This window comes from Synechococcus sp. CS-205 (assembly GCF_025128255.1).
Classification (GTDB): Bacteria; Cyanobacteriota; Cyanobacteriia; order PCC-6307; family Cyanobiaceae; genus Regnicoccus_A.
In genome coordinates this window covers 1-25,249 of sequence record NZ_JAHLZB010000028.1, presented here as the reverse complement: position 1 = coordinate 25,249, position 25,249 = coordinate 1, and the positions used below count along the sequence as shown (strand labels likewise).

General features: G+C 67.5%; 24 protein-coding genes and 1 tRNA gene. 12 read left to right on the top strand and 13 right to left on the bottom strand.

Features of this window, described 5'->3' with window-relative positions:
- From crtE to KQ297_RS07455, 3 genes are read left to right on the top strand one after another with little or no spacing between them, the layout of a single operon-like run.
- Complete coding sequence (gene crtE / locus KQ297_RS07465; protein WP_259738864.1) at window positions 1-903, top strand: geranylgeranyl diphosphate synthase CrtE; 903 nt, start codon at window positions 1-3, stop codon at window positions 901-903.
- A complete protein-coding gene (locus KQ297_RS07460; protein ID WP_259738863.1) occupies window positions 900-1,475 on the top strand; it encodes a divergent PAP2 family protein in 576 nt (191 codons plus the stop codon). Before crtE ends, KQ297_RS07460 begins: the two co-directional genes overlap by 4 nt.
- Window positions 1,457-2,929 (top strand): ATP-dependent helicase, encoded by a 1,473-nt coding sequence (locus KQ297_RS07455; RefSeq protein WP_259738862.1) that lies wholly within the window; start codon window positions 1,457-1,459, stop codon window positions 2,927-2,929. The genes KQ297_RS07460 and KQ297_RS07455 overlap by 19 nt, the downstream gene beginning before the upstream one ends.
- Here the strand turns inward: KQ297_RS07455 and KQ297_RS07450 are convergent.
- The 6 genes from KQ297_RS07450 to petH form a co-directional block, all read right to left on the bottom strand.
- Complete coding sequence (locus tag KQ297_RS07450) at window positions 2,926-3,612, bottom strand: GAP family protein (RefSeq protein WP_185464444.1); 687 nt, start codon at window positions 3,610-3,612, stop codon at window positions 2,926-2,928. The two genes, KQ297_RS07455 and KQ297_RS07450, sit on opposite strands and share 4 nt — an antisense overlap.
- Before the next feature lie 93 nt (window positions 3,613-3,705).
- Window positions 3,706-3,975: an acylphosphatase gene (locus KQ297_RS07445; protein ID WP_259738861.1), complete on the bottom strand. Its 270-nt coding sequence runs from the start codon at window positions 3,973-3,975 to the stop codon at window positions 3,706-3,708.
- Window positions 3,957-5,429 carry a cobyrinate a,c-diamide synthase gene (locus KQ297_RS07440; protein ID WP_259738860.1) on the bottom strand — a complete coding sequence of 491 codons (1,473 nt, stop codon included), beginning with the start codon at window positions 5,427-5,429 and terminating at the stop codon, window positions 3,957-3,959. The genes KQ297_RS07445 and KQ297_RS07440 overlap by 19 nt, the downstream gene beginning before the upstream one ends.
- Before the next feature lie 20 nt (window positions 5,430-5,449).
- Window positions 5,450-6,736: a glucose-6-phosphate dehydrogenase assembly protein OpcA gene (locus KQ297_RS07435; protein ID WP_185464442.1), complete on the bottom strand. Its 1,287-nt coding sequence runs from the start codon at window positions 6,734-6,736 to the stop codon at window positions 5,450-5,452.
- 58 nt (window positions 6,737-6,794) lie between these two features.
- Window positions 6,795-8,318: a glucose-6-phosphate dehydrogenase gene (zwf, locus tag KQ297_RS07430; protein ID WP_259738859.1), complete on the bottom strand. Its 1,524-nt coding sequence runs from the start codon at window positions 8,316-8,318 to the stop codon at window positions 6,795-6,797.
- 154 nt (window positions 8,319-8,472) lie between these two features.
- Window positions 8,473-9,630, bottom strand: a complete 1,158-nt coding sequence (petH, locus tag KQ297_RS07425; RefSeq protein WP_259738858.1) for a ferredoxin--NADP reductase — start codon at window positions 9,628-9,630, stop codon at window positions 8,473-8,475.
- A 160-nt stretch (window positions 9,631-9,790) separates the two neighbouring features.
- On the opposite strand from petH, the gene KQ297_RS07420 reads away from it, so the two are divergent.
- A complete protein-coding gene (locus KQ297_RS07420; RefSeq protein ID WP_259738857.1) occupies window positions 9,791-10,351 on the top strand; it encodes an SRPBCC family protein in 561 nt (186 codons plus the stop codon).
- Window positions 10,352-10,479: 128 nt separating this feature from the next.
- On the opposite strand, the gene KQ297_RS07415 is transcribed toward KQ297_RS07420, so the two are convergent.
- A tRNA-Glu gene (locus KQ297_RS07415) sits at window positions 10,480-10,552 on the bottom strand.
- Window positions 10,553-10,626: 74 nt separating this feature from the next.
- Complete coding sequence (locus KQ297_RS07410; RefSeq protein WP_399251421.1) at window positions 10,627-11,814, bottom strand: histidine kinase; 1,188 nt, start codon at window positions 11,812-11,814, stop codon at window positions 10,627-10,629.
- 108 nt (window positions 11,815-11,922) lie between these two features.
- Between KQ297_RS07410 and KQ297_RS07405 the strand changes: the two genes are divergently transcribed.
- The 4 genes from KQ297_RS07405 to pepN all read left to right on the top strand — a co-directional run bounded on the left by KQ297_RS07405 (window position 11,923) and on the right by pepN (window position 16,302).
- Window positions 11,923-12,504 (top strand): hypothetical protein, encoded by a 582-nt coding sequence (locus tag KQ297_RS07405; protein WP_221629725.1) that lies wholly within the window; start codon window positions 11,923-11,925, stop codon window positions 12,502-12,504.
- 33 nt (window positions 12,505-12,537) lie between these two features.
- The gene (locus tag KQ297_RS07400) at window positions 12,538-12,954 is read left to right on the top strand and encodes a cAMP phosphodiesterase (RefSeq protein WP_259738856.1); all 417 of its coding nucleotides are present in this window, start codon (window positions 12,538-12,540) and stop codon (window positions 12,952-12,954) included.
- Window positions 12,955-13,089: 135 nt separating this feature from the next.
- On the top strand, window positions 13,090-13,509 hold the full coding sequence (locus KQ297_RS07395; protein WP_259738855.1) for a hypothetical protein: 420 nt from the start codon (window positions 13,090-13,092) through the stop codon (window positions 13,507-13,509).
- 75 nt (window positions 13,510-13,584) lie between these two features.
- Window positions 13,585-16,302: an aminopeptidase N gene (pepN, locus tag KQ297_RS07390; protein WP_259738854.1), complete on the top strand. Its 2,718-nt coding sequence runs from the start codon at window positions 13,585-13,587 to the stop codon at window positions 16,300-16,302.
- Here the strand turns inward: pepN and KQ297_RS07385 are convergent.
- Both KQ297_RS07385 and KQ297_RS07380 read right to left on the bottom strand, forming a co-directional pair.
- A complete protein-coding gene (locus KQ297_RS07385) occupies window positions 16,272-17,432 on the bottom strand; it encodes a glycoside hydrolase family 10 protein (protein ID WP_259738853.1) in 1,161 nt (386 codons plus the stop codon). The two genes, pepN and KQ297_RS07385, sit on opposite strands and share 31 nt — an antisense overlap.
- Window positions 17,433-17,527: 95 nt before the next feature.
- The gene (locus KQ297_RS07380) at window positions 17,528-18,523 is read right to left on the bottom strand and encodes a ribose-phosphate pyrophosphokinase (RefSeq protein WP_185464435.1); all 996 of its coding nucleotides are present in this window, start codon (window positions 18,521-18,523) and stop codon (window positions 17,528-17,530) included.
- A gap of 69 nt (window positions 18,524-18,592) precedes the next feature.
- Here KQ297_RS07380 and KQ297_RS07375 point away from each other — a divergent pair, with 69 nt between their 5' ends.
- On the top strand, window positions 18,593-19,177 hold the full coding sequence (locus tag KQ297_RS07375) for a hypothetical protein (RefSeq protein ID WP_259738852.1): 585 nt from the start codon (window positions 18,593-18,595) through the stop codon (window positions 19,175-19,177).
- 4 nt (window positions 19,178-19,181) lie between these two features.
- On the opposite strand, the gene KQ297_RS07370 is transcribed toward KQ297_RS07375, so the two are convergent.
- The gene (locus KQ297_RS07370; protein WP_259738851.1) at window positions 19,182-20,249 is read right to left on the bottom strand and encodes an LCP family protein; all 1,068 of its coding nucleotides are present in this window, start codon (window positions 20,247-20,249) and stop codon (window positions 19,182-19,184) included.
- 59 nt (window positions 20,250-20,308) lie between these two features.
- On the opposite strand from KQ297_RS07370, the gene KQ297_RS07365 reads away from it, so the two are divergent.
- Both KQ297_RS07365 and malQ read left to right on the top strand, forming a co-directional pair.
- On the top strand, window positions 20,309-21,493 hold the full coding sequence (locus KQ297_RS07365; protein WP_259738889.1) for a Coenzyme F420 hydrogenase/dehydrogenase, beta subunit C-terminal domain: 1,185 nt from the start codon (window positions 20,309-20,311) through the stop codon (window positions 21,491-21,493).
- Entirely contained in the window at window positions 21,493-23,085 is a 1,593-nt protein-coding gene (gene malQ, locus KQ297_RS07360; protein WP_259738850.1) for a 4-alpha-glucanotransferase, read from the top strand. The genes KQ297_RS07365 and malQ overlap by 1 nt, the downstream gene beginning before the upstream one ends.
- Here malQ and KQ297_RS07355 read toward each other — a convergent pair.
- Together KQ297_RS07355 and KQ297_RS07350 are read right to left on the bottom strand one after the other, a co-directional pair.
- Complete coding sequence (locus KQ297_RS07355; RefSeq protein ID WP_259738849.1) at window positions 23,031-23,963, bottom strand: RodZ family helix-turn-helix domain-containing protein; 933 nt, start codon at window positions 23,961-23,963, stop codon at window positions 23,031-23,033. The two genes, malQ and KQ297_RS07355, sit on opposite strands and share 55 nt — an antisense overlap.
- Before the next feature lie 11 nt (window positions 23,964-23,974).
- Window positions 23,975-24,700 carry a pseudouridine synthase gene (locus KQ297_RS07350; protein WP_259738848.1) on the bottom strand — a complete coding sequence of 242 codons (726 nt, stop codon included), beginning with the start codon at window positions 24,698-24,700 and terminating at the stop codon, window positions 23,975-23,977.
- Between the two features lie 183 nt (window positions 24,701-24,883).
- Between KQ297_RS07350 and KQ297_RS07345 the strand changes: the two genes are divergently transcribed.
- Window positions 24,884-25,249: sigma-70 factor domain-containing protein (locus KQ297_RS07345; RefSeq protein ID WP_311133989.1), on the top strand; the 366-nt coding region annotated here is incomplete at its 3' end.

Here is a 25,249-nt window from a genome sequence, read left to right as displayed (position 1 = left end):
ATGGCCGTGGCGGTGAGCACGGGATTCGATTTCGCCGCCTACCTGGGGTCGGCCCGGGAGAGGGTTGAACTGGCTCTTGAGGCGGCCCTCGGCCCTGAGCGGCCCGAGTCGCTGCGGGAGGCGATGCGCTACTCGTTGCTGGCCGGTGGCAAGCGGCTTCGTCCGATCCTCTGCCTGGCGGCCTGTGAGCTGGCCGGTGGAGACGTGGCCCTCGCCCTGCCCTCAGCCGTGGCGCTGGAGATGATCCACACGATGTCGTTGATCCACGACGACCTCCCGGCCATGGACAACGACGATCTCCGTCGTGGTCGTCCCACGAACCACAAGGTCTACGGCGAGGCCCAGGCGATTCTCGCCGGTGATGCCCTGCTGACCCGAGCCTTCGAGATGGTGGCCCTGCGCAGCCCCGGCGTGCCACCGGAGCGCCTGTTGTCGGTGGTCGGTGAGCTCTCGCTGGCGGCCGGAGCGCCTGGGCTGGTGGGAGGCCAGGTGGTGGACCTGGAATCAGAGGGCAAAGACGTGGATCTCAACACCCTGGAGTACATCCATCTGCACAAGACTGGTGCTCTGCTCCAGGCCTGCGTGCTCACCGGGGCCCTGATCGCCGGGGCTCCAGACCCTTTGCTGGAGGCCCTGCGCACCTACTCCAGGGGCATCGGCCTGGCCTTTCAGATCATCGACGACATCCTCGACGTCACCGCCAGCAGCGAAGTGCTCGGCAAGACGGCAGGGAAGGATCTCACCGCCGACAAGACCACCTACCCCAAACTGCTGGGTCTGGAGGAATCCAGGCAGCGGGCGGATGCCCTGGTGGCGGAGGCCAAGGACGCCCTGCAGCCGTGGCAGGCCAGGGCCCAGCCCCTCCTGGCCCTGGCCGACTACATCACGAGCCGCGACCGATGAGCACGTCCTTCGTTCCGGATGGGCCCCTGCTTCAGTTGCTTGACAACGGTGTGCTGGCCTGGGCCCTGATCGCCTGTGGCCTGGCCCAGCTGGGCAAGTTGCTGGTGGAACTGGTGGAACACGGGCGCTGGCGGCCCGCGGTGCTGTTCGAAACCGGAGGGATGCCCTCCAGCCACTCGGCCCTGGTCACCGGGGCCTGCGCAGGCATCGGCTGGGAGCTGGGAGTCGATGATCCGCTGTTCGCCTTCGCCTGCACGATCGCGTTCATCGTGATGTACGACGCCAGCGGAGTCCGCCGGGCGGCGGGTCTCCAGGCCGCTCGCCTCAACGGCCTGCCCGACTCCCTCTGGACAACTGAGCTGCCGTCTGAGGAGTCTCAGCCGACCCCGCCGCTGTCGCCGTCAACGGCTCCGCTCGCCCCACTGCTTCCCCTCAAGGAAAGCCTGGGCCACACCCGCGGTGAGGTGCTGGCCGGAAGTCTGATCGGCCCGGCGATCGCCCTGATGGGCCTCGCCCTGGCTGGTTCTCCGCTGCAGATCGCCCAGGGGTTGGGTTGGCTGCCCCTGGCCTGAACGGCAGCCCGCCCGCGGCCCCTCTGCGGCTCACACCCTCCCAGCGCCGTGCGGTGGACAGCTTCGGCGAGTGGCTGGCGCGACCTGCCCGGGATGAGCCCTTCGTGCTCAGCGGTTTTGCCGGCACCGGCAAGACCTTTCTTTCGATGCTCTTCCTGGCCGAGGCCGAAGCAAGGGGTCTCTGCTGGACGGCGGTGGCCCCGACCCACAAAGCCGTCGGAGTGCTGCGGGGGTATCTGGAGCTCGCGGCACTGCGTCCCACCTGGCATCCCTCCACACTGCACAGGCTGCTGCGGCTGAAGCTGCGCCGCCAGGGGGGACGTGAGGTCTGTGAGGAGACCGATCAGACGGCCCTGGCCCTGGAGCACCTCGGACTGGTACTGATCGATGAGGCCTCGATGGTGGATGGCAGCCTGCTGCGGTTCAGCCTGCAGGGAGCCCACCCCTACGGCACCCGCCTGGTGTTCGTTGGGGATCCTGCGCAGCTGCCGCCCGTGGGGGAAGCAAGCAGCCCGGTGTTTGCGCTGCAGCGTGCCTGCCGCAGCGAACTCTGCGAGGTGGTGCGTCACCAGGGGCCCGTGTTGCGCCTGGCCACCGCCCTGCGCCAGGAGCAGCTGCCCTGCCGCTTGCCGCCGGTGGGTCCACGCCGGCTCACCCCTCAGGGGGATGTGGCCGTGCTGGAGCGCGGTGCCTGGCTGGAGGCCGCCCAGGCGGCCCTGCGCCGGGCCGCCGCCGGCGACGATCCCGACCAGGCGCGCATTCTCTGCTACACCAACCGCTCCCTGGAGCGGCTGGTCCCCCTGGCCCGGCGCGCCATCCATGGCGCCATGGCCGACCAGCTGCCGGTGCTGCCCGGTGAGGTGCTGCTCAGCCGCATGGCGGTGATGGCGCCGGCCTGCCGCCAGGGGGCCGAAGGCGGCGAGGAGCCGGACATGGTGCTGGCCTCGAACAGAGAGTTGCTGGTGCGGGATGTGACACCGGAGCGCTGCGACCTGGCCGAGTTCGGTGTGGCGGAGGCCCCCGTGATCGACACCCAGCTGGTGGAGGTGGCGTTCGGGGAGACCCCCCTGAGCCTGCGACTGCTGCCACCGGTGGGCACCGCCGCCCGGGAGAAGCTGGAGGCCGTGCTGGGTGCCTTGCGGCGCCAGGCCCGTGAGGCGGGACAGGAGCAGGGCCGCTCCCACTGGCGTCGCTATTTCCTGGTTCGTGATGCCTTCGCCTCCCTCGGTCCGGCGGCAGTGCTCACGGTGCACCGCTCCCAGGGAAGCGGCTTCGGGGAGGTGTTCATCGATGCCGATGTCTTCTGGCCATCCGACCTGCGGCTGCGTCGTCAGCTGGTCTATGTGGCTGTCACCCGTGCCCGCCACGGGGTGTGGCTGGCCGGCGGCCCCGGTGGTGAGGCGGATCGCCGCCGCTGGCAGGAGGCCCTCGTCGAGCAGCACGATCCCCCCTAGGCCAGCTGCAGCCCCTCGATCCCCTGCCAGGCCAGATAGGCCGCCAGGGCCAGGCTGATCGTGCCCATCACCAGCTCCCCATGGGCGTAGAGGCTCTGTTTGCCCCGCTGCAGCAGCGGCAGCACACGCTCACGGCCCAGGGCCACCCCCAGCACAGGCAGCAACAGCAGGATGCTGGCTGACAGGGTGAAGACGCCCACCAGCAGCACCTCCTGGTCTCGGCCAAGGCCGGCGGCCAGGAGGGCCGAGGCGCCTTTGGCCAGCAGCACAAGGTCGTCGGGACTGATCACCTCGATCGCCATACTCACCCCGATCAGCAGGGGCAGGGGCAGAGCGCAGAAGCGATCCAGCTGGCGAATCCAGCCGGCGGGCTCCTCCCCCCCGGCCTTGGTGGGCAGCAGATCCCTGATCCCCAGGGCCAGCAGAGCCCCGGCTCCGATCAGATCCAGGCCGGTGCGGTGGTCGCTGCCCTGCTCCATGGTAAGCAGCAACCCATGGCCCACTGTGAGCAGCAGCGTCACCATCACGGCGATGGTGAGGATCCAGCTGAGCAGGAACAGCCCCCCCCGGCGCAGGGGATCAGGCCCCAGCAGCAGCAGTAGCAGCAGACCGATGTGGATCGGCGAGAGGCTGATTCCGCTGCCGTAGGCCAGCAGCTCGGCCCAGAGCGTGGCATCGGTCATGGGGCTGGCGCCGGGGGAAAGGTTCCGGCTCAGGATGGCGGGTTGCTCCCCCTCAGGCAGCAGATCTGCCGGAGAAGGGCGGGTGATCAACGGTCAGCGGCGCACCTCGAACCAGTCGTGTCCTCCGGGGGGGATCACACATTCGCTGACCCCACTCACGTGGGCTCCCGGGGGGCCCGACTCACACCACAGCCTCAGTTGCTCAAGGTTCTGGCTGCAGCCTTCCGCCTCCAGCTCCACCCGGCCGTCGGGTCGGTTCCTCACCCAGCCGCCCAGGCCAAGGGACTGGGCCCGGAGGCAACAGGCCTGCCGGTAGCCCACTCCCTGAACCCGTCCACTGACGATCAGGCGCCAGCGCTCCACAGGGGCAAAGGTGCCACCGTGCCGCCGGAGGTCCCCGCTTCCCCTGGCCAGGGCATCGCCCGGGCGGCCGCGTCGCGCAGGCGCCAGGGAATCGCCGAACATCCAGCCCAGTGGAGGTGCAGCCAGCTTGCGTGAAGCGTCGGTGTTGTCCATCCTTCCTGCCGCGGCGCCCAGCCCCAGCCTTCAAGCTGCCACAGTCGTTCGCTGCCGTCCACGAATGTGTCGCTCAGTTCCCAGCGGTGAAATTCATGGCCCACGAGGCCTTCACCCTGGCGGGTCACCAGGCCGTTTCCCATGGGTGTGGCCTGGCGATAGCCCAGTTGCAGCGGTCCCCGCCGGGCGCTGAACGGCAACAGACCGGCCATGGCATGGGCCTCGCCCAGGGGATCCAGCAGCTGCTGGCCGAGCAGGAGCAGGCCGCCGCATTCCGCATAGATGGGCAGGCCCGCTGCCGCGGCATGCCTGAGGTCGTCCTGGCTGCGCCGAGCGGCGGCCAGTTCGGCGGCATGCAGCTCGGGGTAACCCCCCGGGAGGATCACCCCGCGACAGCCCTGGGGCAGGGGCTGATCGGCCAGGGGATCCCATGGAAGGGGGGTGACCCCCACAGCGGTGAGCAGCTCCGTGGCCTCGGGGTAACGGAAGTGGAAGGCCGCGTTGCTGGCGATGGCGATCGGCAGCTCCCTGCCGCCGCTGGTGTCGATCGCTTCCCAGGCCTGGGCCGAGGGATCGAGGCACCAGTGGATCGGATCGTCGGCGTTGCCTCGGCTCGGCAGGCGCGGCGGCGGGGCCAGCAGGGGCAGCAACCGCTCCAGATCCAGATGGCGCTCAGCCAGGGCGGCCCATTCCTCACTTCTGGCCTGGAAATCCTGCAGCTCGTGGGGAGGGAGCAGGCCCAGATGGCGGGAGGGAAGGCTGAGATCGGGATGGCGGGGCAATGACCCCAGCAGGGGCATGCCAATCGAGGCGAGGGCCTCGCTCAGCAGTGCACGGTGGCGCTCGGTGCTCACCCCGTTGAGCACGACCCCGGCCAGGTCCAGCCCGGGTTGGTGATCGCGGAAACCCCGAACCAGGGCTGCCAGGGAACCCGCCTGCCGACTGGCCTCCACCACCAGCACCACAGGAAGCTCCAGCAGGGTCGCCACCTCGGCGGAACTCCCTTCCGAGCCCGGGCCCCGCCCGTCGAAGAGGCCCATGACCCCCTCCACCAGGCAGTGGTCAGCCTGGCTGCCCCACCAGTGGAAGGCCCGCTCCAGCCATTCCTCGCCGCAGAGCAGGCGATCGAGGTTTCGGCACGGGCGTCCGCTCACCCGGCCCAACAACTGGGGATCGAGGTAATCGGGCCCCACCTTGAAGACCTGGACGCTGGCCCCACCACGGCGCAGCAGTGCGCTCAGGGCGAGGCTGAGCAGGGTCTTGCCGCTGCCGCTGCAAGGGGCCGCGATCAGACAGGCCATGGCTTCGAGCCCTCAGGCCGTCAGGCGTTGGGCAGCAGTTTGGCAGCCAGCGGGGCGGCCGCCGCCATCAGGGGATTGGTGGAGTCGTGGCCGCCCCCCAGGAGCCGGGCCATCTCCCACTCGTCGGTGGCGTGGCGCATCGGCACCACTTCTTCGGCCAGCTCCATCCGGGCCATCCCTCCGGCCTCGAGGCGCATGCACCCTCCCGATTCCGAGCAGAGGATCACGCAGACGGCCTGACGGCCGGGGGGTTCACAGATCAGGCGCAGGCCCATCACGCTGCCGGGATGGCTGCTGGGCACACCCACCGGCACCGGGCTGAGATGGAACTGAACCGGGACGCCATCGGTGCGCTGGAATTCCGCATGGATCTCCTCGTCGGGGCCGGCATGGGTCTCGGCCCAGTGCCAGCCGAGCCGATCCGCCAGCCAGGCCGCCAGCAGCAAGCCCTGCACCGGATGGGTGCCCTCCACGTCGATGTCGAGCTGCACCACGTGATTGAGGGCATCCCGGCGGCTGGGGGGATCGAAGACCATGGCCAGTGATTCGCGCCAGGCCCGCTGCCTCAGCCAGTTGAGGTCGTTCACCGGCTGACCGCTGGCCACGCGGCTTTCCAGCAGATCCAGGCAGCGGCGTGGGGTTCCCATGGCCGTGTCGATCACCAGGCGACGGCCCGCCGAGCAGAGGGCATCCAGCAGCTCGGGCGCTTCATCCAGGGAACCGTTCCACCACACCCAGCAGGGCAGATCGGCAGGCACCAGGGGTTGAAGCAACTGCAGACCCTGTTGCAGCGCGCCGAAATCACCGCGCAGCACCACCACATCGCCGCAGGCGGCGGCAGTTCCTTCCCCCGGCAGAGGACAGTAAGCGGCCACCAGGGTCTCCAGGGGCTGCCCGTGATCGAGGGTGGGGGCCAGGGTGATCAGCCGCCGCGGCTGGTAGGTGCTGATGGCCGAATCGATGTGCTGCCCGCGCAGGTCCTCGATGGCATGGTCCCCGCTCTGTTGACCCAGGGCCCAGGCGAGCTTGGGCGAGAGAGGGGAGATGCTCAGGGGCAGGCCGCAGGCGGGAACGGCCTCGCGGGCGGCCTCGAGCAGTTCGCTGCGCACCACCCCGGTGACGGGGCCGTCAAGACGGCCGGTGCGCACCAGATGCTGCTCCACCCAGGCCGGCTGCCACACCAGCAGCGTGAAGGTGGAAGCCCCGCTGGAGGATTCGAGATCCTGACTCCAGAGTTTGTCGAGGTAATCGGTGAGTTCCGGCGGTGGCAGGGCCACCGGGGCCTGAAGCGTGAGCTGGGGGGACATGGGGTCGGAGCGTCAGGACAGGGGCGAAGCGGGGGCTTGGATCAGAATCGGGCTGGGGTCAGGGGCGACGCCAGATCAGGCCATCACGGCCCAGCAGGTTGTCGGAGGCAGCGGGCCCCCAGGTGCGGGCTTCGTAGGGGTGCACCGGCAGCTGCCAGGGGCTGTCCTCGATCAGCTCCAGCAGAGGGGTGTACAACCGCCAGGCGGCCTCCACCTCATCGCCGCGGGTGAACAGGGTGGGGTCCCCCAGCATGGCGTCGGCCAGCAGGCGCACGTAGCCCTCATCGGACGGTTCACCGAAGGATTCGTCGTAGGAGAAGTGCATGTCGACGGGTCTGCTGCGCATTCCAGAACCCGGTGACTTGACCTCGAAGCGGAACCCCGCCCCCTCATCGGGCTGGATGCGCAGGATCAGCTGGTTGGCGGTGGGGCTGCCGCCGGCAGCGTCGAACAGGTGCACCGGTGCTTCGCGGAAGGTGAGCACCACCTCGCTCATGCGTTTGGGCAGGCGCTTGCCGGTGCGGAGGTAGAAGGGGACCCCCTGCCAGCGCCAGTTGTCGATGAAGAGTTTCATCGCCACATAGGTTTCCGTGGTGCTGTTGGGGTTCACCCCCGGCTCCTCCCGATAGCCCGGCAGGGGGCGGGCCGCGTTGCCCCCGGGGCCGTACTGCCCACGCACGCAGCAGTTCCAGGGCTCGAGCTCATCAGCGAGCCGCGCCGACTGAAGCACTTTGGCCTTCTCGTTGCGGATCGCCTCAGGCTCGAAGCGTCCGGGAGCCTCCATCGTGGTGAGGGCCAGCATCTGGGTCAGGTGGTTCTGGACCATGTCCCGCAGGGCGCCGGAACTTTCGTAGTAACCCGCCCGCTCCTCGACCCCCACGGTTTCAGCTGCGGTGATCTCCACGCTGGCGATGTAATTCCGGTTCCAGATCGGCTCGAAGATCGTGTTGGCAAAGCGCAGCACGAGGATGTTCTGGACCGTTTCCTTGCCGAGGTAGTGGTCGATGCGGAAGACCTGGCTTTCCTTGGCACTCTCCTGCACGATCCTGTTGAGTTCCTGAGCGCTGCCGTAATCGCGGCCGAAGGGCTTCTCGATCACCACCCGGCTGCGCTGGTCGTCGCTGAGCAGCCCGGCCGCTGCCAGGGCACGGCAGCCGCTTCCGTAGAACTTCGGCGACACCGAGAGGTAAAACGTGCGGTTGCTGCGGGTGGCTCGGTGGCGGTCGATCACTTCCAGACGCTGGGCCAGGCGCACCAGATGCTCAGGTTGCTGCAGGTCCACCGGCTCGTAAAAAAGCCCGGAGGCAAACTGCTCCCAGGCGCCGCGGTGTTCGCGGACCACATCCCCGAGGGCTTCAGCCATGTGGCCGCGGAAGTCGTCGTCGCTCCATGGGCGCCGTGCACAGCCCAGCACGGCGAATTCGGTGGGCAGCCGCCGCTGGCGGAACAGTTCGAACAGAGCAGGAACCAGCTTGCGTTGGGTGAGATCTCCGCTCGCTCCAAAGATCACCAGGCACTGGGGCGAGATCACACGCTCCTGGCGCAGCCCGACCCTCAGTGGATTGGTGAGCGTGACGGTCATGGAGTGGAGGCTGTTGAGACTGGTTTACCCACGAAAGCGGGGAACACCCGGCAAACGACAGCACAGGTTCCCCTCTGTGCTGATTTCGGCAAAAAAGCCCGCCGTCAGGGCGGGCTGATTCAGCTCAGGACAGGGCCGGAGGGGCGCTGAGGGCTCAGTAGGTTTCCACGTGCCAGCGCTCGGCCTTCTTGAGCTGGGGGCGAAGCTCAGCCCAGTTGAGTCCCTTGGCTTCAGCGGCCTTGCTCATAGCCTCATCGATGCCGGGCTCCATACCCCGCAGGCCACACATGTACACGTGGGTCTTGGGGTCCTCGATCATGGTGAAGATCTCGTCGCCATGCTCAGCAACCCGGTCCTGGATGTACATCCGACCGCCACTGGGATTCTTCTGCTCGCGGCTGATGGCCTTGGTGTAGCGGAAGTTGTCGGGGAATTCACTGAGGTAGTTCTGGAAATCCTCTTCGTAGAGCAGGTTCGGTGTGGTGGGCACACCCATGATCAGCCAGGCCTTGCCCCGGAACTGATAACCGGGGTTCTTGGCCCGCTCACCGGGATCGAACATGCGGCGCAGGTAGGCACGCATCGGGGCAATGCCGGTGCCGGTGGCCAGCATGATCACATTGGCTTCCTCATCGGGAGGGAGAAGCATCTCCTTGCCGACGGGACCGGTGATCTTGACCTTGGCCCCCGGTTCGATGTCGCAGAGAAAGGTGGAGCAGACGCCATTGATCGTTTCCCCGTCCTTCTCGTACTGGAGTTGACGCACACAGAGTGAAACGGTCTTGTCCTCGAGGTTGTCGCCGTGGCGGGTGCTGGCGATGGAATAGAGGCGGAGTTTGTTGGGCTTGCCGTTGCTGTCGACCCCATCGGGAATGATGCCGATGCTTTGGCCTTCCACGTAGTGAAGGTTGCCCTCGGAGAGATCAAACGTGATGTGATTGACCCGTCCGATCGCCCCGTCGGCCAGCAGGGAGTAGTTCCCAAGCACAGTGCCCACATAGGGATCCTTTGGCCTGTAGAGGTTGACGGGTACGGTTTCGTGCTTGGCGGATGTGGTCACGGCGGCAGTGGCGGCGTTGGCAGCGGTCGGAGCGGGCGCGGGAGTCGGGGGAGACGAGGCCTGATCAGCCGGTGTGACCGAAAGCAGACGTCCACCCTGTTGATTGATCATGCGCAGGGTTGCCTGCATCTGCGACAGGGGAATGGTGAGGCAGCGCTCGGCCGTGCGCGTGCCAGCCGCTTTGAGGCCCGCCACCACAAGGGTGAACATGCGGGCATCGGACTGACGAAGCGCTGCGGTCGAGATGCGCATGAACTCTCATTCTCCTAAAAATCCAGACCGATCATAGGCAACGTCTGTGATCTCTCCCTGATCGACCGTGGGCCTTTCCGCACCGGAATCCGCTTATTGCGGTTAGGTTTGGGCCCGGCCGGACCGATCAGGCCTGCCCGAATCCGGCGTTTCCCCTCACTTGGCGCAACTTTCGGTTCTGACCTCACCCTCCAACCAGGGCCTGCTCCACAGCCAGGCCAGCTGCTCGCTGGACACGATCCAGCAGGAGATGGAGCGGCTGCCCCAGGGAACACGCCGGCTGGCGGTTCAGTTGCGCCTTGAACTCCCACCCCAGCAGATCTGGGCCGTCCTCACCGACTACGAGAATCTCAGCCGGTTCATCCCCAACCTCTCCACGTCGCGCTTGCTCTGGCGCCGTGGGTCCACCGTGGGCCTCGAGCAGGTTGGCTGCCAGCAGTTCTGCGGTCTGCGCTTCAGCGCCCGTGTCGAACTTGAATTGTGTGAGCACCCCGACGACGGCCTGCTCCGCTTCAGCATGCGCCAAGGCGATTTCCGCCGCTTCGAGGGCGCCTGGCATGTCAGCGATGACCCAGGCGGCTCCCGACTGCTGTACGAGCTCACCGTGCAGGGACGTCAGGGAATGCCGATCGGCCTGATCGAGCAACGTCTGCGCGAGGATCTGGCGGCCAATCTCAGGGCTGTGCAGCGAGAAGCGTTGCGCCGCCGCGAGCAGAACTGAACAAGGGAGGTCTGAAGATCAACTGATCACTGCTACGGCAGCATCTTTTGCCGTTCGCTTTAATCAAAAAACCAGTTCCGCGATTACGTATAAATCGTTGAACTGGGAATTTTTAAGCTTGATTGTCATACCCCCAAGGGGATTCGAACCCCTGTCGCCTCCGTGAAAGGGAGGTGTCCTAGGCCTCTAGACGATGGGGGCGAGGCCACGGAGGTTCAGCGTTTTTCAAGCGCTGATTCCGATTCATGGACGCTACGGGTCGGAGTGTCCCTTCGTCAAGGCAAGGTCTGGCCTGGAGAGTTCTGCCCCGACCACACCGGAACGGTGAAGTGGAAACAGGCCCCTTCACCTGGCTCGGAGACCACCCAGATCTTTCCGCCATGAACTTCGGCGATACGGCGACAGACCGAGAGCCCAACCCCGAAGCCGGAGGTGGTGCCTGATGTCTGGGGGAGCCGCACCCGTTCCAGGAAAATACGCTCCTGTTCCCCGCGGGGAATGCCCGGACCGGTGTCGCAGACGCTCACCTGCACCCACTGGCTGGTGCGGTGCAGCAACGACAAGGTTACCTCGCCGTCATCGGGGGTGTATTTCAGCGCATTCTCCAGCAGGTTCAGCAGCACCTGGCGCATGCGCCGCTGATCGGCGAACACATCCGGAAGGTCAGCGGGAATGTCAGTGATCAGGTGCAGCGTCCGACCCACCCACAACTTCTCCAGCTCCAGGATCGCCTCCGCCGCCACCGGCGCCAGGGCAAGCCGCTGGGGGTTGAACAGGGCTTCCCAGCGGGTGGTGCCCACCTCCAGCAGGTCCTTGGAGAGGTGCTCGATGTCATCGAGGCGGCGGTCGAGCACATCACGGCAGCGGGTGTTGTTGATGTGCCCCAGTTGCAGGCTCTGAAGCGCCAGCTTGGCGGCGGTGAGGGGGGTGCGCAGCTCGTGGGCCACCATGCGCAGCAGCCTCTCCTGCACCCGCAGGCGCTCGATCAGGGTTTCGTTTTCCTGACGCAGCACCAGCACCTGGTCTTCCAGTTGCAACTCCCGCTGGGAACGGCTGCCATCCATCTCGGCGGGCCGCAGGCTCATGCCCAGGTCACTGACCACCTCCAGCTGTTGCCAACGGGGCAGCCAGCCCTTCAACTGATCCAGCACCGCGTTGCCCGCCAGCACCTGCCGGGGTGGTGGCTCCAGTTTCACCAGGGCCGGGGTGGCCACCAGCCGGTGCAGCTCCAGCAGCTCGGGTCGCAGGGCGGGGTTGGCCACCTCCAGAGCCACCTCGAAGCCGCAGTCGCAGGTTTCGAGGTAATGGAGCACGCTGCGCAGATCCGCGGAAGCGAGGTGGTGGGGGGCCGCCACCAGCAGCAATTTCAGGGGCTGCCGACTGGCCGGAGTGCTGCCCTTGGTGTCGCCGGGAAGGGGCCCGGCGGCAGTTGTGCCGGGGTCGGCGTTCCCCGCTTCGGGCAACTTGGCTGCAGGCGAAATCGTGCTGATCACCTTATGGCGTCCAACGGTTTCCCGAGGCCTGGCTATGACAACCCTGTGGCCTGACCCCACACCGCACCCCCACCTTCCATGACTTCTTCCACGCAACGGGTGCCGCGGGACGAGCCCGGTCCATCGACGATCCCCCCCCGGGGAAGCCGCATTCAGCTGGACAGCAGCCTGAGGCGATGGTTCTCCCGCAACCTCGGCCTTTGGCGTTCCAGGCGCCTCTATTTCTTCCGCGGCGAGGAGGAGGGCCTGCGGCTCGACAGCTTTCTGCGGATCGAATCCTATGAGCATCCGGTCGAAGGGGAGGCGGCCTATCGCTTCAGCTGGTGGCCGGAGCGGGATTTCGGCTTCTATGCCCGCAAGCCCCAGTACCAGGCCGAGGGCAGGCTGGATGCTTACCTCTGCGGTCACCAGCTGCGCTGCAGCAGGGGGCCTTTCTCGGATCTGCCCATGCGTTCCCAGATCCGCCAGGTGGACGAGCACGAACTGATCCTCGGGTCGCAGCATCAGGGCTGGGACATCGAGCAGCACATCCGCCTGATCGATCAGGACCGCTTCCGGGCCTGCTCGACCTTCTCCTGGCGGGATGGGGTGCTGGACATCACCGAGACCCACCATGAGATCCGCCTGGAGGGTCCAGGTGATCCACTTCCCACCGATTGAAGTTCGCGCCTCGGTGCAGCAGCATGGGGCTTGATGAACACGCTCTCCTTGCGCCTCCCGAATCGCCTCCGCCGGTTCCTGCTGCTGGCTGTCGTCCTCGCCATTCCTGCCTTTGCCGGGGCCCCTCCAGCCCAGGCGGCTCCTGCCACTGAAAGCGAGATGTCGCTCTACACCAGGATTGCGGCCGTCAACGTCTGCATCGCCCGGGGTGCCGGCGTCGAGTTCGACAAAGCCGCGAACATTGCCGGTGAAACGATCGCCCAGCTGATCAAGGGTCAGCACGACGGTCAGATCCAGCAGGTGGGCACCAAGGCGCTCTCGATCGAGGAGCTGCGCCGTGGCTCGGTCAACTCCGCGGTGATCGGCGCCGTCGAGCTCTGCGCCAAGGAGGTGCCCGCGGAAGTGGTCAAGAAGGTGCAGGACGCCCTCAAGCAGCAGGGCGGCTCCTGAGTCCGGGCTCTGCGGTGCCGGATCGGCCGCCGGATGCATCCGGACACATCCGACCCCCTCCGCAGTTGCAGTTCAGGTGGCCCTGGTGGCTTTGCTGATGGCATCCCTTCGGGGCTGTTCCTCAGCTTGACCACCATGAGCACCATGACTCGCCGGCTCACCCTTCTGCTCGCGGCAGGAGCCTGCGGCCTCTCCACACTCCTGCCTCCGGCCGCCTCGGCACAGGTGTACAACCAGGGCTACCGCGATTATCGGGGCTATCCGGCGGTGCCGACCCGGAACTGGCCCCCCGCTCCCTACCAGGACTACAACAGCCAGGCTCCCAACGGCACCACGCCCTTCGGGCAGCCGCCTGTGCCCAGAACCTGGGAAGAGGCCCAGGCCCTGCAGCAGCGCTGCTCGATCGGCCGCCTGGTGGGCGGGGTCCTCGGCGGTGGACTTGGGTACGCCGCCTCCCGCGGTGACGGGCGCACCTGGGTGGTTCCCCTGGGGGCCCTGCTGGGATCCCAGGTGGGCTGCAACACAGGCCAGGGCCGAGGTCCGCTCCCCTGGTGATCGCCGTTCGTGTGCGGAGACTCAGGCCCGGGGATCGGGGCGCCAGGATCAGAACGCCCTGTCCCCTCTGGCTTGATGAGTGTCGTGCGGCTGGCTGACTATCGCCCTTTCCCCTACCGGCTTGTGCGCACCGATCTGACTGTGCGCCTTCTCGGCGAGCAGGCCCTGGTGGCATCCACCTTGCTGCTGGAACCCCTGGCGAGCGGCCCCGAGCCGCTGGTGCTGCGCGGAGCGGGGTTCGAGCTGCTCTCCCTCAGCCTCGATGGCCAGCGCGTGGGGCCCGAAGAGATCCGCAGGGACGGCGACGCCTACATCCTCACCAACCTTCCCGGCCAGCCGTTTCGCCTGGACAGCCAGGTGCGCCTCCACCCCCGGGAGAACACCAGTCTCGAGGGGCTCTATGCCAGTGGTGGCATGGTCACCACCCAGTGCGAGGCGGAGGGGTTCAGGCGCATCACCCTCCACCCTGATCGCCCCGATGTGCTCAGCCTGTTCCGGGTGCGGATCGAGGCAGACCGTGGGGAGTGTCCCGTTCTGCTCTCCAACGGCAATTGCATCGAGCGGGGCGAGCTGCCCGCCGAGTCTGGTGAGGGAGTGCGTCATTACGCCGTCTGGGACGATCCCTTCCCCAAGCCCTCCTACCTGTTCGCCCTGGTGGCCGGAGTCCTCGAGGAGGTTCGCGACACCTTCACCACCGCCAGTGGACGGACGGTGCAGCTGCGCCTTCATGTGGAGCCCGGGGATACCCCCTACACGGCCCATGCCATGCGCTCGTTGCAGCGCTCGATGGCCTGGGATGAGCGTGTCTATGGGCTGGAGTACGACCTTGATGAATACAACATTGTGGCTGTGCGCCATTTCAACATGGGCGCCATGGAGAACAAAAGCCTCAACATCTTCAACTCCAAGCTGGTGCTCGCTGATGCCGCCACGGCCACCGATGCCGAACTGGAGCGGATCGAGAGTGTGATCGCCCATGAGTATTTCCACAACTGGACGGGCAACCGCATCACCTGCCGCGACTGGTTTCAGCTCTCCCTCAAGGAGGGTCTCACTGTATTCAGGGATCAGAGTTTCACAGCGGATCTGCATGCACCGGCGCTGAAACGAATCGAAGACGTAGCGATGCTGCGCAACACCCAGTTTCGTGAAGATGCCGGCCCCACCTCCCACCCTGTACAACCTGATCACTACCAGGCGATCGACAACTTCTACACCACGACGATCTATGAAAAAGGTGCGGAGGTGATCCGCATGCTGCACACCCTGCTTGGTCACGACACCTTCATGCGTGGGATGGCCACCTATGTGCAACGCCATGACGGCACCGCCGCCACCTGTGACGACTTCGTGCAGGCCATGCAGGACGCCGCCGGTGAGTTGTCCGCGAGCGATGGCGGCAGTGCCACGGCCAGCGGCTTCTGCTTTGACCAGTTCCGCCGCTGGTATCACCAGGCGGGCACCCCGCAGCTGGCGCTGAAACGCCTCTGGGATGAGGAGGATGGTCGCCTGACACTGACCATCAGCCAGCACACTCCGGCCACCCCGGGCCAGTCGAGCAAGCCACCGCTGGTGATCCCCCTCGCTCTGGGGGCGGTTGATCAGGCCGGTGAACCCCTGCTGCTGCGGTATCCAGGAGAAGCGAGCGCCACCGCCGAGGCCGCCTGCCTTGACCACGCCTGGGGGCCGCTCACCCGCTTGCTGGTGATCGATCAGGCCGAGCAGACCGTGGTGTTCGAGGGGTTCGAACCCCACAGCCACCCGCCGGCTCTCTCACTGTTGCGGCGATTTTCAGCTCCGGTGCAGCTGGAGTTCAAGCGCCCGGTCACGGAACTGCTGCATCTGCTCAGCAGCGACGGCGAGCCGCTGGCCCGCTGGGATGCCGGACAGGAGTTGCTGCGCCAGGTGCTGCTGCACCGGGCGGGCGGGGATCCCGATGAGGCCCTCGAGGACGGCCTGGTGGCGGCGTTCGGGCGGATCCTGCTGGAGGGCACCCTCAGCGACGGCAACCGTTGTGCCCTTTTGAGCATGCCCGGGCTGGCCGAGCTGGAGGCGGCCACCGACCAGCCGGATCCGCCGGCGCTGTTCGCGGCGATCAGAGATCTGCAGGCCCGCTTCGGCGACAAGCTGGCCGCCCCCCTGGCGAACTGCCTGGAGCGCTGCCGGCCCCAGTGGGAGCTTCCCTGGCCCGGGGGCGTCGGCGATCGACAGCTCACGGGGCTGGTCTGGTCCTGGCGCGCTGCCGCCGGCGACAGGGCGGTGATGGCCGAGGCCGCCGCCGCGGTGGATGGGCCATCGATGACCCTGGCGCGGGCAGGGTTGCGGGCCCTGCAACCCCTGGCTGTCCCCGAGCGGGAGCGGGCGATGGCAGCCTTCTATGGGCGCTGGCAGCAGAAGCCTGTCATCCTCGATGCCTGGTTCAACCTCGAGGCTTCGGCTCCCTTCGCCGATGGCCTGGAGCGGGTGGAAACCCTGTTGGGGCATCCCCGCTACGACCCGGCGGCCCCGAACTCGGTGCGGGCGGTCCTGGGTGGCCTGGTGGCCAACACACCGATCTTCCACGCCGCCGATGGCAGTGGCTACCGCTTCATGGCCGAGCAGATTGCCCGGCTCGACCAGCGCAACCCGATCACCGCATCGCGGATGGCCAAGGTGTTCAGTCGCTGGCAGAGCTATGGGCCGGATCGCGGCAGGAGGATGCGGGAGGCGATGGAGCAACTCGCTGGATCCGGGCTCTCGGCCAACACCCGGGAGGTGGTGGATCAGAGCCTGGGGCGGGAGCTGCGGGGGTAGGGATCCGGGTAGAGGGCCCCGTGCAGGCGCTGGAAGGAGGAGCGACGGGCCGTCGCCCCTTCCGCCCCCCCGTAGGTGCCCCAGAGACCCTCCCAGTAGAAATAGATCACACCCAGGCCGCGCCTGGAGACCTGCTCCACCTTCTGCTTCAGCACCGCTGAGGAGGTGGTGCGCCCGCCGAATCCCGCCAGCACGCCAATCTGCACGGGCATGCCCCAGCGCCTGGCCTTGACCAGGGCCGACTGGTCGAGGTCCTTGGTGAACCCGGCCACGGAGTAGGCGTAGTTCTGGACCACCAGCTCATCCACCAGCTGGCCGAGGGCCCAGATCTCCCAGTCCTGCAGCCAGTGGTTGTAGGCGAAGCGGAACGGCCCGGGTGAGTGGCTGATCACGGCGCCGCTGCGTTCGCTCTTCATCCTGGCGCGCAATTCCCGCAGCAATCCTGTGAGCTGCTGGCGCCGCCAGGTCATCCACTCGCGGTTGTTGTAGTCACGGGGGGGCTCGCGGCCCTTGTCCTTGCGGAACAGGGCACGGGTGTAGGTGTCGTAGCCGAGCTCCACCGGCCAGGCGAAATGGTCATCGAGCTGGATCCCGTCCACGCCGCAGCGCTTCACGATTTCACCGATCAGGCCGATCACCCGCTCGCGCACGCCGGGATGGGCCGGATTCAGCCACACCCGCAGATCCTTGAGGGGTGAGGTCTTGAGGTTGGCCCCGTGCATCGCGTAGAGGGTGGATCCGTCGCTGCGGTGCAGCACCCATTCGGGATGCCGGCGAACCACCTCGGCATCGGCCGGCTCCATCAGGCCGTACTCGAACCAGGGGATCACTTTCATCCCCCGACGCTGGCCGGCCTTGGTGATGCGGCAGATGGGATCAAGGGAGGCATTCACCTGCTTCAGCTTCGGCTCAATCGGCGCAAAGCGGCTGCGATGAAATGTGTAGCCCCGGCTCCAGACGTTGGGGTAGAGGGTGTTGAAGCCGGCGGCGTCGAGCTCGCCCACCGCCTTCTCGATCAGCCCGGCGTCGTAATAGAGGGGGCTGGGGCTGTTGGTCAGCCAGACCCCGACCCTTTGGCTGGCGGCCAGGGCCGGCAGGGCTCCCAGTGCCTGCAGGGACGTGGTGACCACCACAGTGGCCAGGGCCGGCAGGGCTCGCTTGAACCGGACCCGGCAGGGGAGCAGATGTCGGAACGGGATGACAGTCGTGGGCGAGGGGACAGGGCCTAGCGGAACATCGAGCTCACCGAGCTCTCTTCATGGATGCGCCAGATGGCTTCTCCCAGCATTTTGGCCACCGACAGGACCTGCAGCTGGGGGAAATTGCGCTCGTCGGTGATCGGGATGCTGTTGGTGACCAGCACCTCCTCGATCAGTCCTGGCTCGGAGAGGCGCTCGATGGCCGGCGGTGAAAAGACCGCATGGGTGGCGCAGGCCAGAACCCGCCTGGCACCCTCCCGGCGCAACAGGCGCGCCCCCTGGCAGATCGTGCCGCCGGTGTCGATCATGTCGTCGATCAGGACCGCCGTCTTGCCCGCCACGTCGCCGATCACCGTGAGGCTTTCGGCCACGTTGTGATCGGAGCGACGCTTGTCGATGATCGCCAGGGGCGCATCGTGCATGCGTTTGGCGAAGGCCCGGGCCCGGGCCACCCCGCCCACATCGGGGGAGACCACCACCATCTCACCCAGGTCCCTGGCGGAGAGGTAGTCGACCAGGACCGGCGAGCCGTAGATGTGGTCGCAGGGAATGTCGAAATACCCCTGGATCTGGGAGGAATGCAGATCCATGGCCAGCACCCGATCAACGCCCGACTGGGTGAGCAGATTGGCCACCAGCTTGGCTGTGATCGATTCCCTCCCGGCGGTCTTGCGGTCGGCGCGGGCGTAGCCGTAGTAAGGGACCACAGCGGTGATCTGGCGTGCGGAGGCCCGGCGGCAGGCGTCCACCATGATCAGCAGCTCCATCAGGTGATCGTTCACCGGAGCGCAGGTGGGCTGGATCAGGAAGACGTCGCAGCCGCGGATCGATTCCTGGATCTGGATGTAGAGCTCGCCGTCGGCGAAGCGCTTGATCACCCGCGGACCATCGGGAACGCCCAGGTAACTGGCGATCTCCCGGGCCAGGGCAGGATTGGACGTGCCGCTGAACAACCGCAGGCGGCGGGTGTCATGGGGCCTGGTGTCCTGCTCCACCCGTTCAGCAGTCAAGAAACTGGTCACGGCAGGCGTGAGCGAGCAGGGCAGAATCTTGATGGTAGAAGGCTCCCGGTCCCGCGAGGGCAAACAATGATGAAGGCTCCAGGGATACCCGCCACCCCCAGGGCCTCACAGGCTCCGCTGCGCCTGGTCCTGGTGGGGGCCGCCGCTGCGGCTGCGTCCGATGCGGTGGAGGATGCCGCCGGCCGTCTGGCGGCGCTGATCGGGGTCCCTGCCATGGCGATGCCTTCCCCGCACGAAGACGACGAAGCCGGCGTGGATGCCGTGATGGCCGAGCTGAACAGCCGAGGGGGATCCTGGGTGGTGCCGTTGCCCGTGGATCCCGGCCGCTGGCAGCCCTGGGGGGGGCGCTGGTCGGAGCTGCTCGGGTCCTGGCGCCAACCGGTTGTCCTGCTGATTGAGTCACACCAGGCGGATGGGGGGCTGCCGGCGGCCTGCACCGCCCTGATGGAGTGCAGTGGGGTTCCTCTGCTGGGGCTGATCCAGTGGGGTGGTGGCTTTGATCGGGAGGCTCGCCGCCGCGATGGACTCCCCTGGCTTGGGGGGCTCTCCCACTCCCCAGGGTCGGCAGCAGGCGGGGAGGCTGAGGAGGCGGATCTCAGTCTGTGCCTGAGCCTGGGAAGGCGCTGGAGCCGGATCACGGCGGAGGCCAGGTAGCCGCTCAAGGGTTCGGCCACAGCGGCGATGGGGCTTTGGCGCTGATCTGCCGCAGGGTCTGATCCGGTTTCGCTGGCGATTCCAGGGGAACCTGGCTGAAGCGGGGCGCCTTCTCCTGACCCAGGCCGGCGGTGAGCAGGCTGAGGGCCTCCCCCTGGCTGAGGTTGGTGTCGAGCTGGGTGGTCAGCCGCTGCCAGCGCTCGGGCAACTGGGCCCATTGGTCAGGCCGGGTCAGCTCACCCACCAGTTGGCCGATCACCAGCTCCTGCCTCTTCCGGCGACCCGCTTCGCCCCCTGCCTTGTCGCGGTAGCGCACCAGTTGCTCCACCTGGTCCCCCTTCAGCCGCTGCAGCCCGCCCTGAAGATCAATGCTGTAGGCCTGGCTCTTGTCGCTGTAGCTCAGGGGCTGATCCAGGTTCAGCTCCAGCCCGCCCAGGCCGTCGACCAGTTCGCGCAGGGCCGAGCGAGGCAGCACCACGTAGCGCTCTGGCTGGCCAGGGTCCAGCCCCACCAGCTCGGCCACCGCACCTGCACTGAGGGCCGCTCCCCCTTGGCGGTACAACGATCCGAGTGGCTGCAGCTTCTTTCGCCCGGGCAATTTCACGGCCAGTTCCGTGGGAATGGCCAGCACCTGCAGGGGGCCCTCAGGATCCACCCTCACAAGCAGCAGGCTGTCGCTGTTGGCGGCCCCTGCCGGTGCAGCGCCATTGGTGGCGGCGGCCAGGCGGTCGGCGTCGCTGCCAATCACCAGCACGGTGATCGGACGGCTGGGGGGATTGGCCAGGGGGGCCGTGTCGCCGCTCTCCTCCTCGCTGCTCAACCCCTGATCCGGCGGAGGCCAGAGACCATCAAGCAGGCCCACCGAGGTCACCAGACCGAGGGCCCCCAGGCCCAGCCCCGCCAGCCACCACCAGGGACCGCTTCGGGTTTTCCTGGAGCGTGTTCGGGACTGAGGCTTGTCTGCCACGAGCGGCTTGGCCTGAGGAACCACCTCACTTTGACGCAGCTTCTCCAGAGCCGGAGCCGTGGCCGATAGGTTGTGGAACCCCACGTCCCCGTCGGGTTTCCGCATTGAGCGCCGCTCCCCGTTCAGGCCCAACTCCGGCTGCCGCCTCCGGCTCCGGCAGCCAGCTGGCTCCCCATCAGCGGGCCCGTCCCCTGGCCAAGGGCAGCCTCAAACCGGCCCGTGACCTTTGCAGCGAGTGCGGCCTGTGCGACACGGGCTGGGTGGCTTACGTGCGCAGGGCCTGTGCCTTCCTCTCCCAGAGCTTCGATCGGATGGAGGAGCAGGCCCATGGCCGCAGCCGTGATCTCGAGAACGACGAGGAGCTCTATTTCGGGGTGCATCAGCGCATGTTCAGTGCCCGCCTGCGGGCGCCGATCGAGGGGGCCCAGTGGACCGGCATCGTCAGCCGGATCGGCGTGCGGGCCCTCGAGAGCGGTCTGGTGGATGCCGTGCTGTGCGTGCAGCAGAGTCCGGACGATCGCTTCACCCCGGTGCCGGTGCTGGCGCGAACACCCGAAGAGGTGCTGGCCGCCAGGGTGAACAAACCCACTCTCTCCCCCAACCTGGAGGTGCTGCAACAGCTGCCGGGCAGCGGCATCCGCCGGCTGCTGGCGATCGGTGTGGGCTGCCAGATCCAGGCCCTGCGCGCTGTGCAGGACACCCTGCCGCTCGACGCACTCCACGTGCTGGGCATGCCCTGCGTCGACAACGTCAGCCGAAGCGGGCTGCAGACCTTCCTGGAGAGCGCCAGCCGCTCGCCCGACACCGTGGTGCACTACGAATTCATGCAGGACTTCCGCATCCACTTCCGCCACAGCGACGGCAGCGAGGAAACCGTGCCCTTCTTCGGGCTGGACACCCCCAACCTCAAGGGTGTGTTCGCTCCCAGCTGCCTGAGCTGCTTCGACTACACCAACGCCGGCGCCGACCTGGTGGTCGGCTACATGGGCGCCAGCTTCGGCCGCCAGTGGCTGGTGGTACGCAACCCGAAGGGCCAGGAGCTGCTGGATCTGGTGGAGGATGAACTCGACGTCGCCCCGGTGACCAGCCGGGGGGATCGTCGGGCCGCCGTGCAGCAGGGAATCGAGGCCTACGACAAGGCCCTGAAACTGCCCCTCTGGCTGGCGGAGCTGGTGGGCTTCTTCGTCAACCGATTCGGTCCCCAGGGGCTGGAATACGGGCGCTTTTCGATCGATTCCCACTTCACCCGCAACGCCATCTGGGTGAAACGCAACCACCCGGATCAGGCGGATCGCCACATTCCGGCCTTCGCCAAGGCCATCATCAGCCGATACCGCCTGCCTGATTGATGCCCGTACCCAAAGGCTCCGACCACGGGTCCTCCATCCGGCAATGCGGCGTGCTGCTCCACCCCACCGCCCTGCCGGGCACGCCGGGGTGCGGGAGCTTCGGGCTGGAGGCACGCCAATGGATCGACCAGCTGGCCGCCGCCGGCATCGCCGCCTGGCAGCTTCTGCCCCTGGCCCCCACGGATGGCACCGGCTCCCCCTACAGCTCCCCCAGTGGGTTTGCGCTCAACCCCTGGTTCCTCGATGCCCAGGTGCTGGTGGATGAAGGGTTCCTGGAGTCGACTGACGCCGACGGTCTGCCGGTGGGCAGCCGCGAGCGGCTTGATCTGGAGGTGGCACCTCAGCGGGCTGCGGCCATGGGGCAACGGCTGCTGGAGCGCTGGCCGGCCCAGAGCCCGGAGCACCAGCAGGCCTTCGCCCACTGGTGCCGGCAGGAAAGCGCCTGGTTGCGTGACCACTGCCGCTTCATGGTCCTGCGTCAGCGTTTCGCTCAGCAGCCGTGGTGGACCTGGCCAAGGCCCCTGGCGCGGCGTGGCCGCCTGGCCCTGCGCCGGCTGGATCGCCAGGAAGCGGCTCCTCTGCTCCAGGAAGCCCTGCTGCAATGGCAGCTCCAGAGGCAGTGGCAACATCTGCGCGAGCACGCCAGTGCCTGCGGCGTGCGCCTGATCGGTGATCTGCCCTTTTACGTGGCCCACGACAGCGCCGATGTCTGGGCGAACCGTCGCTTGTTCTCCGTGCGCCCCGATGGCTCCCTCCGCGAGCAGAGCGGTGTGCCTCCCGATTACTTCTCCGACACCGGCCAGCTCTGGGGAACTCCGGTTTACCGATGGAGCCTGCATCGCCTCACCGGCTTCCGCTGGTGGATGCGGCGGCTGGAGCGCCAGCTGCAGCTGCTGGACCTGCTGCGGCTTGACCATTTTCGCGCGCTGGAGTCGTACTGGAGCGTGCCCGGCCAGGCCAAAACAGCACAGGAGGGCCACTGGCGCCCGTCCCCCGGCGAGGCCCTGCTGACATGCCTGCAGGCGCGCTGGCGGCGGCAGCGTCCCGCTGATGCAGGTGTCGCAGCTGCCCTCCCCCTGATCGCCGAAGACCTGGGGGTGATCACTCCCGAGGTGGAGGCCCTGCGCGATCGCTTCGTTCTGCCCGGAATGAAGATTCTCCAGTTCGCCTTCGACGGCAACGACGACAACTCCTACCTGCCCGCCAATTACGACGGTGACCACTGGGTGGTGTACACCGGCACCCACGACAACGCCACCTGCATGAGCTGGTGGCAGCAGTTGGAGGAGGACCAGCGTCGCCAGGTGGGCGAGCTGGTGGGAAGCACCGTCGATGCGCCGGGCTGGCAGCTGCTGGAACTGGCCCTGGGGTCCTCGGCCCAGCTGGCGGTGGTGCCGCTGCAGGACCTGCTTCATCTTGATGACCAGGCCCGCTTCAACACTCCCGGCACCGCGTCGGGGAACTGGACCTGGCGCCTGAACCAGTCGATCGAGAGTCTTCAGGGTCCACTGGAGGGCCTCCAGATGCTGGCGGAGCGCTACCGGCGCACGGGCACCGCTGCGCCCGAGCCGGTGCCCGGCGGCAGCCGGTAACGGCCGCCACCGGCGGCCTCGGCGGCCAGGGGCTTGCCGTCCCAGAGCACCGAGCCCTCGGCTGGAGCTGGTTCCAGCCGCAGGCGAAGGGGAGGTTGCAGTTGCAGCACCAGTTGTCCTGTGGCTCCGTTGAGCTCGGTCTTCATCCCGGCCTCACTCTCCAGACTGATGCGGGTGGGCAGACGGAGCGTGGCCTGCAGGATCCCCGCGGCGGGCCGAGGCTCCACGGGCCCCTCCAGAACCTGCTGCTGTGCCACGCCGCTGGCCGCCTGGTCCAGGGGCCTGAGGTCCGGATAGGCCTGCAGCAGTTCGGCGTTCGGGTCGGGTGTCTGTTGCTCCGCTGCCGGAAGGGGAGGAATCGGCTTGAGGGCCAGCAGGTTCTCGGCGGCGAGTCGCCGTTGTTGCAGGTTCACCCCGTAGATCAGCGCCAGGGTCAGGCCCCCGTAGAGCACGGTCCCCTGCCAGGTTGTGAAGACATCGATCGAGCCCGGGGTGAACCGGGAGAGCAGGGCCTGACCTCCGGCAGCTCCGTGCTGGAGAGTTTCGGGCTCGTCCGGCAGGGCGCACTCGAGGGAGCCGGCCGGCAGACTCAGGTGCTGCTCCAGCAGCGTCAGCATTGTTCTGAGGTACGCCGGCTCGGGCAGGCGCTCACGCCAACCTCGCTCCAGGGCTTCGAGCACAGGTGTGCTTACCCGGGTCTCGATCGCCAGCTCCCGCAGGCTCAGTCCCTGAGATTCTCGTTGCTGGCGCAGCAGACGGCCTGCCTGCAGCAAGGGATCCTCCCTGGGCTCAACCGGCAGGCCGGGCCCCACCTTGCGCCAGGGCCACCAGCTCCAGCGTCTGGAGGGCGTGGTTGGGGGAATCCTGGCGGGCGGCATCGATCAGCGGCTCAGGTCCGCGGCTCCAGTTCCTTCCATTCTTGAGGGCTGAGGTGGCGCCAGCGTCCCTCCGGCAGCTCACCGAGCCGCACCGGCCCGATCGCCACCCTCTCGAGATCGCGCACGGGATGGCCCAGCAGCTCGGCGGTACGCCGGATCTGACGGTTTCTGCCCTCGCGCATCTCCAGCTCGAGCAGGGTGCCCCTGCGGTCGCCCTTCAGCCGCCTGACCCCCACCGGCTGGCTCGGCTGGCCGTCGAGGGACAGGCCCCGGCTCCAGCGCTCGAGCACAGCGGTCTGGGGATCTCCAGCCACCCAGACCCGGTAGGTCTTGACGTGGCCGAAGCGTGGGTGGGTGAGGCGCAGGGTCAGTGTGCCGTCGTTGCTGAGCAGCAGGGCCCCGCGGCTCTGGCCATCGAGCCGCCCGACGGGATGCAGACCGGTGCCCTCGCTCAACTCCTGGGGCAGCAGGTCCAGCACCGTCGGCCGGCCCTCGGGATCGTGGCAGCTGCAGATCACACCCCGAGGCTTGTTGAGCAACACCGCCAGGGAGGGGGGCGCGACGCTCACCGGGGCTCCGTCGAGCTCCAGCAGGTCGCTGGTCGGATCAGCACGGTCCCCCAGCCGCGCCACGGCTCCGTTCACCGCCACCCGTCCCTGCAGGATCAGTTCCTCGGCCCGGCGGCGGGAGCAGACCCCTGCGCCAGCCAGCAGTTTCTGGAGTCGTTGTGCTGTCATCGCCGTGGCGCCGGTGCTGGATCTGGATCAGGGGATCAGGCGTCCTAAGGGGCACCCCATCCCATCCAGTGTTGCCTCAGCCACAACGAAACAGGGGGACGGATCACACGCGCTTGGCGAGGACCTGTGGTCCGGTGGTAATTTACGAAACACAAAGGTTTCCTAACTCCCCGATTCGGCCCCATGCCCTCACCCTCCGTGGCCGCCGCAGCCTCCCCCTCGTCCCTGGTGCCTACCGGCGACCTGGTGCGCTCGTACCTGCGCGACATCGGCCGCGTGCCGCTGCTGACCCATGAGCAGGAGATCACCCTGGGCCGTCAGGTGCAGGAGCTGATGCGCCTGGAGGAAACGGAGCAGGAACTGGAGATGCGCGCGGGTGGCGAAAAGCCGAGCGCGGCGGAGTGGGCAAAGGCGGCCGGGCTGAGCCCGGCGCTGCTGAAGCGGAAGCTCTCGAGCGGCAGGCGCGCGAAGGAGCGGATGGTGGCGGCGAACCTGCGGCTGGTGGTGAGCGTGGCGAAGAAGTACACCAAGCGGAACATGGAGCTGCTG